This window comes from bacterium (assembly GCA_040753085.1).
Classification (GTDB): domain Bacteria; phylum UBA9089; class JASEGY01; order JASEGY01; family JASEGY01; genus JASEGY01.
Map to the genome: position 1 here is coordinate 15,608 of JBFMHI010000017.1, position 15,938 is coordinate 31,545.

The 15,938-nt window shown below is 46.5% G+C and carries 14 protein-coding genes and 1 tRNA gene; all 15 read left to right on the forward strand.

Features of this window, described 5'->3' with window-relative positions; genetic code table 11:
• Positions 1-102: 102 nt before the first annotated feature.
• A complete protein-coding gene (locus AB1797_03690; protein ID MEW5766716.1) occupies positions 103-705 on the forward strand; it encodes a hypothetical protein in 603 nt (200 codons plus the stop codon).
• Positions 706-718: 13 nt separating this feature from the next.
• Positions 719-1,816, forward strand: a complete 1,098-nt coding sequence (locus AB1797_03695) for a L,D-transpeptidase (GenBank protein MEW5766717.1) — start codon at positions 719-721, stop codon at positions 1,814-1,816.
• 95 nt (positions 1,817-1,911) lie between these two features.
• A complete protein-coding gene (locus AB1797_03700) occupies positions 1,912-2,673 on the forward strand; it encodes a L,D-transpeptidase (GenBank protein ID MEW5766718.1) in 762 nt (253 codons plus the stop codon).
• A 64-nt stretch (positions 2,674-2,737) separates the two neighbouring features.
• The gene (locus tag AB1797_03705) at positions 2,738-3,316 is read left to right on the forward strand and encodes a hypothetical protein (GenBank protein MEW5766719.1); all 579 of its coding nucleotides are present in this window, start codon (positions 2,738-2,740) and stop codon (positions 3,314-3,316) included.
• A 235-nt stretch (positions 3,317-3,551) separates the two neighbouring features.
• The gene (locus AB1797_03710) at positions 3,552-6,473 is read left to right on the forward strand and encodes a transglycosylase domain-containing protein (protein MEW5766720.1); all 2,922 of its coding nucleotides are present in this window, start codon (positions 3,552-3,554) and stop codon (positions 6,471-6,473) included.
• 369 nt (positions 6,474-6,842) lie between these two features.
• Positions 6,843-6,919 (forward strand) — tRNA-Arg (locus AB1797_03715).
• A 47-nt stretch (positions 6,920-6,966) separates the two neighbouring features.
• Positions 6,967-8,043, forward strand: a complete 1,077-nt coding sequence (gene serC, locus AB1797_03720; GenBank protein MEW5766721.1) for a 3-phosphoserine/phosphohydroxythreonine transaminase — start codon at positions 6,967-6,969, stop codon at positions 8,041-8,043.
• A gap of 62 nt (positions 8,044-8,105) precedes the next feature.
• Positions 8,106-8,405 (forward strand): hypothetical protein, encoded by a 300-nt coding sequence (locus AB1797_03725; GenBank protein MEW5766722.1) that lies wholly within the window; start codon positions 8,106-8,108, stop codon positions 8,403-8,405.
• 2 nt (positions 8,406-8,407) lie between these two features.
• Positions 8,408-9,364: a nucleoside-diphosphate kinase gene (locus AB1797_03730; GenBank protein MEW5766723.1), complete on the forward strand. Its 957-nt coding sequence runs from the start codon at positions 8,408-8,410 to the stop codon at positions 9,362-9,364.
• Positions 9,365-9,490: 126 nt separating this feature from the next.
• Complete coding sequence (locus AB1797_03735) at positions 9,491-10,135, forward strand: hypothetical protein (protein ID MEW5766724.1); 645 nt, start codon at positions 9,491-9,493, stop codon at positions 10,133-10,135.
• Positions 10,136-10,282: 147 nt separating this feature from the next.
• Positions 10,283-11,017, forward strand: coding sequence for a ZIP family metal transporter (locus AB1797_03740; GenBank protein ID MEW5766725.1), 735 nt, complete (start codon positions 10,283-10,285; stop codon positions 11,015-11,017).
• A gap of 111 nt (positions 11,018-11,128) precedes the next feature.
• Entirely contained in the window at positions 11,129-12,436 is a 1,308-nt protein-coding gene (gene hcp, locus AB1797_03745) for a hydroxylamine reductase (protein ID MEW5766726.1), read from the forward strand.
• Positions 12,437-12,447: 11 nt separating this feature from the next.
• Complete coding sequence (locus AB1797_03750) at positions 12,448-13,014, forward strand: flavodoxin family protein (GenBank protein MEW5766727.1); 567 nt, start codon at positions 12,448-12,450, stop codon at positions 13,012-13,014.
• A 56-nt stretch (positions 13,015-13,070) separates the two neighbouring features.
• Entirely contained in the window at positions 13,071-14,063 is a 993-nt protein-coding gene (locus AB1797_03755) for a class II fructose-bisphosphate aldolase (GenBank protein MEW5766728.1), read from the forward strand.
• Between the two features lie 248 nt (positions 14,064-14,311).
• A complete protein-coding gene (locus AB1797_03760; GenBank protein ID MEW5766729.1) occupies positions 14,312-15,550 on the forward strand; it encodes an AAA family ATPase in 1,239 nt (412 codons plus the stop codon).
• The last annotated feature ends 388 nt before the right edge of the window (positions 15,551-15,938 follow it).

Below are 15,938 nucleotides of genomic sequence, written 5' to 3' on the forward strand. Positions count from 1 at the left end.
AAGATATAATAGGCGGAAATAAGAGATTATTTATCAGTAGGCAGGAAACAGGGGACAGTAAATACTGTTTCCTTATTTTTATAAAGAAAGGAGGCACAAGGTATGAAATACGCAGCAAGAGCTTTTTTTGCCGCGGCGATCGCACTGGCGCTCATGCTCTCAGCTTGTGGAAAGCAGCCGACCCTGGAGATAAATGATGCAAAGGCAGCCATTGAGGTGGCGGTGAGGGAAGGCGGCGAGAAATACGCTAAGGACGAAGTAAAGGCATTGAATGACGAGCTGAATGTGGCCATGGAAGAAGTGAAGACACAAGATGCCAAGTTCTTAAAGAACTATGACCGAGCCAAGGAAATGCTGGCTCAGGTTAAGTCAAAGGCTGAAACGCTACAGGCTGAAATACCGGCAAAAAAAGAGAAAGCAAAGAATGATGCCACCGCAGCCCTTGAAGCCGCTAAGACAGCCATAGCTGACGCCAAGGCATTGCTTGATAAGGCACCTACGGGCAAAGGCACAACCGCGGATATTGAAGCCCTGAAGGCTGATGTAACCGGGCTTGAGGCGTCATTGACGGAAACAGAGGGATTAATCGCGGGTGAAGACTACTTTGCGGCTATTGAGGACGCAAATGGCATAAGCGCCAAGGCTGCCGAGGTGTCAACCCAGGTCACCCAGGCCCTTGAAAAAGTAGGAAAGAGTGTAAAATAATAGGCTGATAAAGATGATTATTAACTGTCTGTTAAAGATGATCATTGTGTTATTGAGCCTATCTTTCCTCGGATGCGCCTCCGTGCCAGTCCCTCCAGAGGTGAAAGAGGTTGAGATTCAGGAGCATAACCTCTGGAAGGCTGGTGCGGAGGCGATTATCCCTGAAGAATACGGAAGTTATAAGACAGCCATAAGAGCCGCCAGAGAGCGATTGATAGCTGAAAAGGCAAGGTTTGGATGGTTCAGGGATTATAAGCCGATTCAGGAAGAATTCAGAGGCCTCCTTCGGCGAGGCGGTCTGCTTCTTGAGAGGATTGAGGAAGAAAAGGCCTCTATTTCAAAAAGGTTAGACAAGAGGATCAATTTTTTCCATAACAGGATCAGAATACTTAAAAGGTTGTCATCGTGTTTAAATGAGGGAAGACTGGTGAGGGCCAAACTCATCAGGGCGGAGATCCTGTTGGAAAACGCCAGGCGTCTGGCCAAAAAAGAGAGATATAAAGAGGCTGAGGCTAAACTTAGAAACATCCCGGAATATACGGCTGCCGCCACGGAGATACTCCGGCCGGTTATAAATAGATACTCAGACAGGGCCCAAATAAGAAAATGGCAGAAACATGCCAATGAGGCTATTAAGGAATCAAAGACCAAAGGCATCTACTCGATCCTGGTAAGTAAAGTTGAAAAGGAACTCGTACTCTTAAAGAATGGAAGACCTTCTAAGACTTATCCGGTAGAACTCGGGAAGAACGGCTTTAGAGATAAACTCCATAGGGGAGATATGGCCACCCCTGAAGGCAGGTACAGGATTACTAAAAAACTACCCAAGAGCAAATATCACAAGGCGCTGGTTATTAATTATCCTAATGAAGACGACCGAAGGAACTTTTATCTGGCCAAAAAGAAGGGATACCTCTCCAAGCGGGTTGGAATCGGCGGTCTTATAGAGATACACGGCGGCGGATCAAAGGGAATGACTTATGGATGCGTGGCCATGGAAAACAGGGACATCGAAGAGCTTTTTGCCAGGGTTAATGTGGGCACACCTGTTACGATTATTGGAACGTGCGATTACGACAACAGTATAGTTACGGCAATGAATGGATTTTAGGTAGATAGGCTGAAGACTGAAGGCCATTGAACTTCAGTCTTCAGCCTATCTACCTGAGGAGTTACCTGGAGGTATTTAGACGGTAGAAGGGAATCATGCGTGATCAAACGGTGGAAACCAAGAAGGTTTTAATTGCCCCTGATTCGGTCGAGGCGCCAGAGCTAACAGCCTTCAGCCTCCCACAGTCTAAGCCACCTGATATACCCCCCAAAAGGCGCTTATTACAGGTAATAATTATAATTTTAGCAGGCATTATGGTTATCCTTGAGGGGGCAGGCTACGGCATTTCTCTTTATAAATATAAACAGAAGATATTGGTCAGGAATACCGGCAATGACATAGCCAAGGGAATGTCTCTTGAAAGGCTTCAGGCTGCCAATTTCCAATTAAAGAAGAGGTTGTCGAATATTTTTCTGCCAGGAACTTATATAGTGATAGACACTGCCGTAAACAGGCTTTACCTGAGAAAGGGCCAGGATGTCATTAAAGAGGCCGTGGTATCGACCGGCAGCGGAGGCCTGCTGAATGACCCTGCCGGTAATAGAAAATGGGTGTTTGATACCCCGAGGGGTGTTTTAACAGTCAGGGGGAAGAAGACCAACCCTGTCTGGACAAAGCCTGACTGGGCATTTATTGAAGAAGGAAAACCCGTGCCGAAGGATTTCAAGGACAGAATGGAAAAGGATGTTCTGGGAGATTATGCGCTCGAACTGGGAGACGGCTATCTGATCCATGGAACATTATATACCAGGCTTCTTGGAAGAAATGTAACCCATGGCTGTGTAAGGGTCGGGGATAAGGACCTCCAGCTTCTTTATGAAACCGTGCCGGTTGGGACAAAGGTGGTAATCTTTTAGCGATATGAAGCTGTGGGCGCTTTGTTCAATCCTCGCCTTTTTTTTATGCTCTCCGTTAAATGCCTTGATAAGAGCCGAGGCCATTTCCCGGCGCCTTGATAGAGAAAATAGGTTTCTCCATGAAGAGCTGAAAGTTGCCAAGAAAAAGGGGATATATTTTATATTCAACCTTAAGGATAGGGTAATATCCATAAAGGCCAGGGGTGTCACCTTAAGAGAGCTCAGGGTAGAAAAGGTTCGGTTTTGGGGAGACTATTTTGAGATTAAGCCCCGGACACTTCGAAAGAAGAGCGCTTTATTTAAGCCGGAAAGGGAAGAGATAAAACCCCACCAGCCTGAAGATACTAAAAGGTTTGAGCTGGATGCCCTTGAGCTGGAGGATATGCCCTCCAATTACGGATTATTGATGGATGACAATATTTCTGTTTCTGTCAGGGCAAAGGCCAGGGGTGTTTTCTCGTGGGCGATGAATTTTTTAGCCGGTATAAAATGGTATATATGGCGGCCGCTTCAGACATTATGGAACTTTGTGAAAAGGGAGCCATTTAGCGCCATCTATCTCGAATTAGATAAAGAACAAGCCCGGATGCTTTACTGGTATTTTACCGAAGGCTCGGTTAATCTAATGTCTTCTGACCTCTAATCTCAGGCCTTGATCATTGTTTCAGCCATTCATAACTTAATCGCGAATCGCGGATTGCGAATTGCGAATTAAAAAATAGATTCGCGATTCGCAATTCGAGATTAACGATTCAATAAATGGCCGAAATAATGCTTAAGGCCTGATTTTATTTGTGTCTTAACAGAACATGCGCCAACGAGGAAGAAAAATCTATATCTTTTTAATCTACACCGTCCTCCTTTTTTCAGGGGTGTTTATGCTGCTTGCGGTTCTGGAAATGCGCACTTCAAGATTCCAGGCCTTCTATTTCAGCAGGATGGCCAAGAAACTGAGCTATAAGATAGAACAGGGGCCGAGCCCGGCCATCCGTTTTCCTGAATACGGCCCTTATGATGAACGGCTGGGATACACTAGCCTGCCTTCCTTCATTAAAAGGTTAACGGCCGCTGGATACAATATTGAGAGACAGGCGCGCTTTTCTCCAGAGCTGATTAGAATTACGGAGACGGGTTTTTTTACCCCCTACCACGAAAAAACCCAGGCAGGCCTCCTGATCCTGGACGGGCAGAACCGTCCTTTTTTCAACATGTCTTACCCGGAAAGGGTTTACAGTAATTTCAGCGACATCCCGGAAATTATTGTCAGGAGCCTTCTCTTCATAGAAAACAAGGACCTGCTTAATCCCGACCTCCCTTATATGAATCCTGCCGTGGAGTGGGACCGTCTTATCCGGGCCATCATTCTGAAAGGCTGGCATATAGTTGACAGAGAGGAAAGGGTACCCGGGGCGAGCACCCTGGCCACCCAGAAAGAGAAATACCTTCATTCTCCCCAGGGGTGGACTGCCTCAATCCGTGAAAAGTACAGGCAAATGGTCTCTGCCTCTCTGCGGGCTTATCTTAAAGATGAAAAGACCGCCGGCATACGAAAGGATATAGTGCTTGATTACCTCAATTTCATCCCGCTGGGCGCCATCCCGGGATATGGCCAGGTAAACGGTCTGGGTGACGGCATGTATGCTTACTACGGCGCCGACTTCCATTCCATGAATATGTGTCTCCAAGAAATCTCCCCTGATAATGATATAGAAGAATGGGCCGCTTATTATAAGCAGGTTCTGAGCTTTTTTATCGCCCAGCGGAGGCCCTCATTCTATTTGGTGCAAGATAATGAAGCCCTTGAATCAAAGACAAACAGCTACATAAGGCTGCTTTCAGAAAACGGCATTATTACACCGCGGCAGAGGGATACCGCCCTGTCGATAAAATTGGAAGTCCGCCGGCGGGTGCCCGAAAAGATAGATGTGTCCTTTGTGGAGCGGAAAACCGCTAATGCTATAAGACCGAAGCTGCTTTCACTTCTCAGCATCCCCCGACTTTACGACCTTGACCTCCTCGACCTGACGGTTAAAAGCACGCTGAACAGCGCCGTCCAGGACGAAATAACCTGTGTTCTGAAAAGGCTTCATGAGCCTGCCTTTGCTGAGGCTTCAGGTCTCAGGTCGCCGCGCCTTCTGGAAAAGGGCGATCCTTCCCGGATAATTTACAGTTTTACATTATATGAATCTGTTTCGGGAATCAATCTGCTCCGTATTCAGACTGACAACTATAATCAACCTTTTAATATAAATGAAGGAATAAAACTTGAACTCGGCTCTTCAGCCAAGCTCAGGACCCTGGTTACCTATCTGGAGGTGATGGCCGGCCTTCACAGTCGGTATGCCCCAATGACCGCCAAGGAACTTGGCGCCTTAAAGCTGCCGGGGCAGGACAGATTAAGCCGGTGGGCGGTAGATTATCTCCTGAAGGCCTCTGATAGGAGTCTGACCGCCATGCTTGGTGCGGCAATGGAACGCCGCTATTCGGCCAGTCCAGGTGAGTCCTTCTTTACCGGGGGCGGCAGGCATGTCTTCTCTAACTTTGACGATAAATATGACGGAAGGGTCATCACTGTCCGGGAGGCTTTCCATAATTCGGTAAACCTCGTCTTTATTCGGATGATGCGGGATATCGTGAGATATTATATCTTTCAACGGCAGGATATCGTCAGGCTTTTTGAAGATGTAAAGCATCCGAAAAGAGATGTATATCTAAAACAGTTTGCCGACCGGGAAGGGACGGTCTTTCTGAGGCGTTTTTATAATAAATACAGGGGAAAGGACTTTGAAGCCGCCTTTGAAGCGCTCATTCAGGGCATTTCGCCCAGGCCGGTCCGGCTGACGGTAATATTCAGATCCCTGAAGCCTGAAGCTGGAATCGATGAATTCACCGCCTTTCTGCGCCAACGACTGCCTGGTTCGCCCCTGTCTGAGGAGGCGGTGGCCAAACTCTACAAAAAATACGCCCTCGAAGCCTATTCGCTCATTGACAGGGGGTATCTGGCCAGGGTTCATCCCCTTGAACTATGGATGCTTTCTTATCTGCGTCTGCATCCCGGAGCCAGTATTAATGAGGTGCTTAAAGCGGGCGAAAATGAGCGCCAGGAGGTTTACACCTGGTTGTTCAAAACCCACCGGAAGAACGCCCAGGACAACAGGATACGTTTACTCCTGGAGGTGGAGGCCTTCTCAGAAATACACCGCTCCTGGAAAAGGTTGAAATATCCCTTTGATTTCCTCGTCCCTTCTTATGCCACCGCCATAGGCAGTTCGGCTGACCGGCCTGTTTCCCTGGCAGAACTGGTCGGGATCATAATGAATAATGGCGTCTGGTATCCTTCGGTGCGCCTCCAGGAACTTCATTTCGCCAGAAATACCCCTTATGAAACATTGCTGAAACGCAAAAAGGTTGAAGGAGAAAAAGTGCTGCTTCCTGAAATTGCCGAAGTGGTGAAGGAGGCAATGATTGGAGTGGTGGAAAAGGGAACGGCCAGGCGGCTGCATAATGTCTTTACCACCTTGGACGGTCAGATGATAACGGTGGGAGGAAAGACAGGCACTGGAGACAACCGTTTCGAGGTGTACGGCCCGGGCGGCCGCCGGATCAAATCAGTCCCTTTAAACCGGACGGCTGTCTTTGTATTCTTTATCGGAGACAGGTTTTTTGGCACAATCACCGCCTATACGGACGGACCAGGCTCCGCCAGATACAATTTTACTAGCGGCCTGCCCGTTCAGGTATTAAAGACCCTGGCTCCCAGTCTCATGCCATTAATTGAGAGTAACTACTCAGGTGGATAGACTGAAGGCTGAAGGTTTTATAAATGGAGGATACAGGAGCCACACCCATATAAAATTACTGATCACCTCAATTTTGAGTTGCAATTTAGCCAAAAACATGATAGTCTAAGTAAGATAATTGTAACCGTTCAGGTATAGCTGCACGGATTAGCACGGATAAATAACACAGGACAGAAGGCGGAAGTGTAGGGACAGGGCTTGTCCCTGTCCGTGCTTGTCCATGTCCGTTCCGTAGACGGACAACCACAAGGGTTGTCCCTACAGCCTAAGGACAGACCCGAATCACGGACACGGTTCACGGATTTTCCGTGTTTCATCTGTGTGTATCTGTGGCTGAATGGTTACAGATAATTTACCTATAAATCTTCTGCGCCCGTAGCTCAGTCGGACAGAGCAACGGCCTTCTAAGCCGTGGGTCGCAGGTTCGAATCCTGCCGGGCGTGCCAACTAACCTTCAGTACCATTCTGGGGTTGGGGAAAGGAGAAGACTTCGATGGAAAGAAAGTTTAACTTTAATCCAGGACCGGCCACCTTGCCTCTGGAAGTCCTGGTGGAATTACAAAAGAACGTGGTGGACTTCAATTCAATAGGGATGTCTGTGTTGGAAATAAGTCATCGCTCCAAGGGATTTCAAGAGCTGCTGAATACCACTAAATTACTCCTGCGAGAACTGATGGTTATCTCTGAAGATTATGAAATCCTCTTTTTGGGGGGTGGGGCCAGCCTTCAGTTCGCCATGATCCCGATGAACATAGGAGGGAAAGCCGACTATATCATCACCGGCGCCTGGTCGAAAAAGGCCCTGAAGGAAGCAAAAATTATAGGCAATCCTGTGGTTATCGCTACCACGGAAGAGGAAAAATTTCGCCGTATACCCAAACCGGAGGAGATTAAGTTCTCCAGGGATGCGACCTATGTGCACCTCACTTCCAATAATACCATCTTTGGAACCCAATGGTCAACCTTCCCTGAGACCAGCCCTATACCTCTGGTAGCTGACATGTCTTCTGACATCCTTAGCCGAAAGGTGGCGGTGGGAAAGTTCGGCCTTATCTATGCCGGCGCCCAAAAGAATCTTGGTCCGGCCGGTGTGACCGTGGTCATAATCAGAAAGGACCTGGCGGAAAGGTGTCCGGAAACCGTGCCTACTATGCTTAGATATAAAACCCATATGGAAGAAAACTCCCTCTATAATACCCCGCCTGTATTTGCTATCTATGTGGTTAAGCTTGTCCTGGAATGGGTTAAAAGAAAAGGGGGTGTAGAAGGGATTGAAAAAATCAACCGAAAAAAAGGAGGGTTGCTTTACCAGGCTATTGATGAGTCTTCCGGATTCTACCGCAGCACCGTAGATGCTGACAGCCGGTCGCTGATGAATGTAACCTTCAGACTTCCGGATGAAGACCTGGAGCAGAGATTCATTCAGGAGGCGACGGCTTTAGGACTTCACGGCTTAAAGGGACACCGATCGGTGGGCGGAGTCAGGGCCTCTATCTACAATGCCTTCCCCATGGAGGGGGTGGAAAGATTGGTGGGTTTTATGAAGGAGTTTGCTAAGGCTAACCGGTAGAAAGATGAATAAAGCTTCAATAAACTATCAGACTCGACATGTTAGGTAGAAGGATGGAAAATATGAAAGGATTAAAGACAGCGAAGTGTTATATCTTACCTGAGCTTCCTCCACTCCACATTCTCTTCACCCATGAAGATGGTGTAATAGTAAGTCGGTGTTTAGATTTCAGTATTTCAAGTCATGGGGAAGACCTCAAAGAGGCGAAGGAAGCCATAAGTGAGGCCATAATAGAGTATATTGAACATGCTTTTGAAAATAATGGGCTTGATAAATTGATTGACCCGGATTTAGATATATATTGGAATCTATATCGAGAACTGGAACTTAAATCAGAAGCAGAAAATTTCAAGGAGAGATAACTATGGCTATAGAAAGGACATTGGTCAACATTTATTGGTCTGCCTTAGAAAGATCCATCACGGGGGATATTATCAGCATGATCCGATTTATACCCGGGTTAGACACGCAATTGGAAGTCATTGGGGCTGATGTGTATGATTTAACCGTTCCTTTAGCCAGGGACATTTGCAAGACCCTTCCACGAAAACAGCGGGGAGAGAAAAGAGAAATACAGAATAGATTTAAGGAGATGCTTGTCTCTGAAGTAAATTACGACCGAAAAAAATATAACCTGAAGCGGGCCTTCAACCTGGTTATCGAAGGTGAAAATGCGGTTAAAATAGTTAGCCGGTTAATGGGAGATATCCGCTTTAGAAACGGGACCTCTATCTTAGGCCGCTACGGTTTTTTCAAACAGACTACCCTGGGTGAGATTTTAGTCACCGAATTCCCTGCCTCTGCCCCTTCCACCGTCGAAGAAGCTGAAGCCCAGATAGACCTAATCTGGAAGAAATATAAGGCCTGCGGCGGACCGCTGAAAAATTCCATTGTTTATCCTTATGAGCTAAAGGATAAAGTAGATTACAGTGTGGTCATTGTTAAACCTAATGTGTTTAATAATCCCCATGACCCCAGATTAGGCGATGTAATAAATTCGATCTCCCGGGCCGGGATGTATATTATTGGGGCCAAGGTGCAGAGCCTTACCCCGGAACAGGCCATGGAATTTTACCTCCCCCATAAAGGAAAACACTTCTATGATGAGCTGGTAGATTTTATGAGTAACAAGAAATCTTTAGCCTTATTATACGAAGGAGTAAATGCCAGGAAGGAGATAAGAACCGCCGCCTTGAGTGTCGTCCGGGATGCCTATTCGGATGATATCCTGGCCAATACAGTGCACACCTCGGAAACTAAAGAAGATTTCCTGCGAGAGGCGGCCGTGGTTAATTTTGAAGTGAGTGAGTTGATTAGCTAAGGGATGGTTGGCAGCCGAGATATTAGGGCGGTCTCCCGCCGCCACCAAATCATTACAATTTTGAATTTCGGATTTAAAATCTTCAGTCCGCCATCCGCCATCCGCCATCGTAAGGAGGGCAATTAAATGGACCGCTTAAATAGAATAGAGGAGATGGTAGAAGAAAACACCAAATGGATAACAAAATTCCGAGAGGCACAAGAGAAGACTGATGAACAACTTCGGAAAACTGATGAACAACTTCGGAAAACTGATGAAGAGATAAAAGCTATGGCCAGAAAAACTGATGAAGAGATACGTAAGGTTAATAAGTCAGTAGCCGGTATAAGTGATGGCTTTGGAAGAATGACGGAAGGTTTTGCGATTGCCTCCATAGAAGAGGTATTTAAAGGCCTGGGGATATATATTAATAGAACTTTCCCCCGGGCAAGAAGCAGAAAGAATGGGGGTGAATTAGAATTAGACTTGCTTGGTTTAGCTGAAAGCGAGGTTGATAAAAAAGAGTTGGCTATAGTAGTAGAAGTAAAGACATACCTTCGGACAGAAGATGTTAATAATTTTATAGAAGATATCCCCAGGTTTTATGATTTTTTTGAGGAGTATAGGAGTAGAGAGTTAATCGGAGTAATAGCCTTTATGAATTATGCCACCGGAGCCAAGGAATATGCTGAGAAAAACGGTTTCTATCTTCTTTTTTGCTCAGAAGATTTAATGAAACTCTCCAATAAAGAAGGGTTTAAGCCAAAGCTGTGGAGGTATAATCGTCAGTAAGGAATGAGTAGCAGGCATGCCTAAGTCTGAGAAGGCAAAGGCCAAAAAGATCAAGATTGAATAGCTGAAAAGAGGCTTGCTACCCCTTTCTTTCCTTGCCTCTCTGGGTCTCTGCGGTGAATCACTGTCTAAAAAGAGGTGGGCTAAATGGTTCTAATCTGGATATTATCTGCCACTGTCCTGGTTAGCCTTGTTTCATTAATTGGGCTGTTTACTTTTGGAATAAAGACAAAGATTTTTGAGGGGATATTGTTTTTACTGGTGGGATTTGCGGCCGGCGGGTTAATAGGAGGCGCTTTTCTGCATCTTCTGCCTGAGGCCATCGAACAATGCGGCTGTGAGACGGTCTTCTTTTACGCCCTTATGGGGTTCACCGCCTTTTTCCTGATGGAAAGGTATTTTTACTGGAGGCACTGCCACAAAGGGGTCTGTGATATACATACCTTTACCTATCTGAATTTAGTTGGTGATGGGTTGCATAACTTTATTGATGGCCTGATCATCGCCGCCAGCTTTATGACCGATTTCAAATTGGGCATAGTTACTACCCTGGCGGTTATTTTTCATGAGATTCCCCAAGAAATAGGGGACTTTGGAATCCTGGTCTACGGGGGCTTTAGCAAGACCAAGGCCCTCTTCTTTAATTTTATATGCGCCCTTACGGCGGTATTGGGCGCTGTCATAGGATATATCTTATCCGCTATCACAGGAGATATCTCTTTGATTCTGATTTCCTTCACGGCAGGTGGTTTTATCTATATTGCCGCCTCTGATTTAGTACCTGAGCTGCATAGACAGAAGGATACCAAAAGGGCAAATATTGCCTTTCTCGCTTTTATCCTGGGCATTGTCTTTATGGCCTTGACCAAGATGGTGGTATAAGGCCTCTGTGTCTTTGTGCCTTAGTGGCTGAGTAGTTACAGGTTGAAAACCTACAGGAAGAAGATGGAAATATAGGTCAGGTAAGGAAGCCTTTGAAAAGGAGGTATGAAAATGGCAGAAAAAGAAAGGTTGGATATGTTTTGTTACCAATGCTCCCAGACGGCGAAGGGGACAGGTTGTACGGTAAAAGGGGTGTGTGGGAAGGAACCTACGGTGGCCCGATTACAGGATAACCTGTTGTTTGCCATAAAAGGGATAAGCGCCTATTTATACCATGCCAGGGAACTAGGGTATACCGATCCTGAGGTAGATGGGTTCCTGGAGCGGGGCTTCTACTCTACGCTTACCAACGTCAATTTTGACGTGGCAGATTTCGTCCGTCTGGCTGTTGAGGCCGGCGAGATGAACGTGAAGACAATGAAGCTTCTCAAAAAGGCTCACCTTGAGACATACGGCGAACCAGAACCAACCCAGGTGCAAACAGGAACGGTCAAGGGGCATGGAATAATTGCTACTGGCCACAGCCTTAAGGTAACTGAAGAACTGCTCAAACAAACTGAAGGCACCGGCATAAACGTCTATACTCATTCGGAGCTTCTTCCTGCCCATGGGTACCCCGGCTTGAAAAAGTATAAGCACCTGACTGGTAATCTTGGAGGAGCATGGTTTGACCAAAAACAACTGTTCTCAAAATACCCCGTAGCTATACTTGGAACATCAAACTGTGTCTTGATCCCTAGGGAGGAATATCGAGACAGAATGTTTACTACCGGAGTTACGGGGCTACCTGGGGTGCAGCATATCACCGGATATGACTATACTCCGGTAATAGAGAAGGCGAAATCTTTGCCGGAACTGGATGAGGCGGCAGGAGATATTGTCTTAACTACCGGATTCTCCACATCTGTTGTCCTGTCTTTAAAAGACAAGATCAAAGAATTAGTGAAAACAGGCAAGATACGCCGCTTTTTCCTGGTCGCGGGCTGTGATTCACCCCTTAAGAAGGGCCATTACTATCGGGAGTTTGTCCAACGACTGCCGCAAGACACCGTTGTCTTAACTCTTGGCTGTGGCAAGTTCAGGATAAACGACCTGGATCTTGGCGAGATAGACGGCATCCCAAGAATGATTGACCTGGGACAATGCAATGACTCGATTGTGGCCATAGAAATTGCCGGAGCTTTGGCTGACCTATTCGGCGTAGGGATAAATGAGCTTCCCCTTACTTTAGTTCTTAGCTGGATGGAACAAAAAGCGGTGGCTATCCTTTGGAGTCTGCTGTCCCTCGGGATCAAAGGCATATATGTGGGCCCCATCCTCCCTGCCTCGGTGAATGACGACATCCTGAAGGTCTTGAGCGAAAACTACGATTTACACCTTATCGGTGAACCGGAAGAAGACATTAAGCAGATGGGGTAGGAGGCCGCCCTATGATGATATTAGGCCTAAACGGCAGTCCGAGAATAGGCGGAAATACAGATATTTTACTGGAGAATGCCTTATCCGGAGCTAAAGATAAAGGGGCTAAAGTAGAGAAGGTTATCCTGAATACCCTTAAATTCTCACCCTGTCAGGAATGTGAAAATATTCGAAGGGTAGGTGTCTGCCAGATAAAAGATGATATGCAGATTCTTTATCCAAAGATTGAAAAGGCAGAGGCGATAATTTTGGCCTCACCTATCTTCTTTGGCAGCCTCAGCGCTCAGACAAAGATGATGATAGACCGCTTTCAATGTGTCTGGGCCGCCAAAAAGACTCGCCCCCTAGAGAAAAAAAAACCGGGTGCGTTTCTATGCGTGGAGGCAACTACCAGGAAAGATTTTTTTGATAACGCCAGATCTATCGTTAGAAATATCTTTGCGGTTATGGATGTAGCTCTTAAGGAAGAACTCCTTTGTTCTGGAGTTGAGGAAAAAGGAAGCATCAGAGAGCATCCCGATGTTTTAAAAAAGGCCTTTGAATTAGGTTCAAGGATTGCTTCTGATGGACGGGTTTAGGGTTTGTTCATCGCCCCCGATTTATCCGAGAGGCTTCAATAAAAGGAGGCGCCACAATGACCGTCAGCTATAAAGAGCTGGGGCTGGTTACTACCAGAGGTATGTTTAGCCGGGCTATGGAAGGCAAGTTTGCGGTTCCTGCCTACAACTTCAATAATATGGAACAGTTGCAGGCGATTATTCGGGGGTGTATTGAGAGTGATTCACCGGTTATCTTGCAGGTGTCCAGCGGCGCCCGCCAGTACGCCAATTCAACTTTGTTGCGTTACATGGCTATGGGGGCAGTCCAGATGGTTAAGGAGAGTGGAACGAGGATACCCCTGGTTTTGCATCTTGATCATGGAGACACCTTTGAGCTATGTAAGTCTTGCATTGATAGTGGATTTAGTTCAGTAATGATCGACGGCTCTCATCACCTTTATGAGGAAAACATCCGTCTGACTAAAGAGGTAGTAGCATATGCCCATTCTAAAGGGGTGGTGGTTGAAGGTGAGCTGGGGGTTTTAGCCGGGATTGAAGACAAGGTGAAGGCGGAGAAGAGTACATACACACGGCCTGAAGAGGTGGAGGACTTTGTCTCCCGGACGGGTGTTGATTCCCTGGCTATCTCTATTGGGACAAGTCACGGGGCGTATAAGTTCAAGCTTAAGCCTGGTGAGGAGTTGCCGCCTTTGCGGTTTGATATACTGGAGGAGATCGAAAAGCGGTTGCCAGGATTTCCGATTGTCTTGCACGGCGCCAGTTCCGTCTTGCCGGAGTATGTGAACATGATCAATCAATATGGCGGCCACCTTGAGGGGGCGGTTGGCGTGCCTGAAGACCAATTGCGCCGAGCGGCTAAGAGCGCTGTCTGTAAGATCAATATTGATACTGACGGACGTCTGGTGGTCACGGCGGTGATCCGGAAGGTATTGGCGGAAAACCCAAAGGAATTTGATCCCAGGAAATATCTCGGCCCAGCGCGGGAAGAGCTGATTAAGATGATTAAACGCAAGAACAGAGAAGTCCTGGGCTCAGCGGGGCATGGATCGGCAATCGGGGATCAGTAATCGGTGATCAGTAATGACCGCATAATCGGTGAAATCTGGTTTCCTCTTTTTGGACGGTTGAGTAGTGCCTGCTCAAATTGTATCTACTCAAAATCAAGTTGAGAACTTTTGCAGGCACGTAATTCATTTCTATAATTGTTGTCTAAAAGCAGAATTACAGGAGATGCTGTCCGCCTGAAGAAACTTTACGAGAGTTTGTTCACAAAAATAGAATCGAAGGGTTTTATTCAAGAAAGCAAAGGTGTGCAATGATCTGTTCGGTAGAAGCCCTACGCTATCGCTGTTTAAGATATATAGAGAAAGACCTCAGGAATTTTCATATCCTGGTCGGTCCTAACGCAAGCGGTAAATCAACCTTCCTTGATGTAATTTCATTTTTAGGAGATATTGTCAGCGACGGCCCCGAGGCCGCAGTCAGGAAAAGAACTCCAACCTACAATGATTTAATATGGCTTAAACAGAGAGACTCTTTTGAGCTTGCGATTGAGTTGAATATTCCTGAAAAATACCACCAAATAATCGGAAGGATCGGCAATGCAAGATATGAAATTGCCGCAGGGAAAATTCCTGAAACCGGCGAGTTCGGTATTTTAAGCGAGATAGTGTGGTTTAAGCCTGAGCAGCAGCTTGAAAAGAGACAGTTGCAATTTTTTCCGAATCCGCAAGAACCACCGGCAACAATTGTCGTAAGTGGGACCAAAAAAAACTGGAAGAAAATTGTAAATAAGGTCAAGGGCGGCAACGATAATTTTTATGCTGAAACTAAGGGCTTTGACCATGCCTTCAAACTTGGGCCGCAAAAATCCGCGCTCGGTAATTTACCCGAAGATGAAAATAAGTTCCCGGTAGCTACGTGGCTCAAGAGAACGTTGCTTGAAGGGATTCAGACCTTAATGCTCAACAGTGAAATGATGCGAAAACCGAGCCCGCCCGGAATGCCCAGGTATTTCCGTACCGACGGCTCTAACTTGCCGTGGGTCGTCGATAGGCTAAAGAAAGAATATTCCGACAAGTTTAACGACTGGATAGAGCATTTGCGTACGGCGCTGCCTGACCTCGAATATATAAAAACTGTTCTCAGGGAAGAAGACAAACACCGCTACATCGTCCTTAAATATAAGAGCGGTCTTGAAGTCCCCTCGTGGATGGTGTCCGACGGCACCCTGAGAATGCTGGCCCTTACCATCCTGGCATATTTGCCGGACATTGAAGGCACCTTACTGATCGAAGAACCGGAGAATGGGATTCACCCTAAGGCGATAGAGACTGTATTTCAATCCCTCTCGTCGGTATATAATGCGCAGGTCCTGATCGCAACGCATTCGCCTGTAATCATAAGTGTGGCGAATTTAGAAGATATATTATGCTTTGCAAAATCAGAAGAGGGCGCGGTGGATATTATTTCCGGCTCGCAACATCCTGACCTTAAAGAATGGAAAGGCGAAACCCCACTCGATATCCTGTTTGCTTCCGGTGTTCTCGGATGAAAGACCTCATCGTTCTTGTCGCAGACAAAAACATGGAATTTGCCGTTAAGGGTCTTCTGAAAAGGACTGAAGCCTTAAACATCAGAAATATCGGGATGGTTCACTTTACTGTGAAAGCTTGCGGCTGAGAGGTAGGGTGGGCACCGCCCACCAAAAAGGCGTAGATGGCGAACAGATTGGTGGGTAATGTCCACCCTACTTCTGCGGAAGGTTAACCGCGCCTAAAGTTTCACAAGAAAATGGATGATTTTGAACCGTCCCGGAAATTGCCTTGTCTAAGGACCAATGGGGCATTGATGTACCATCTTGTAGAGTCAAGGCCAAGAGTCCAACATTTGGTGATATTGGTCTCTTCTTCTATAAAAAGAGCACCACCCGTAATTATTAC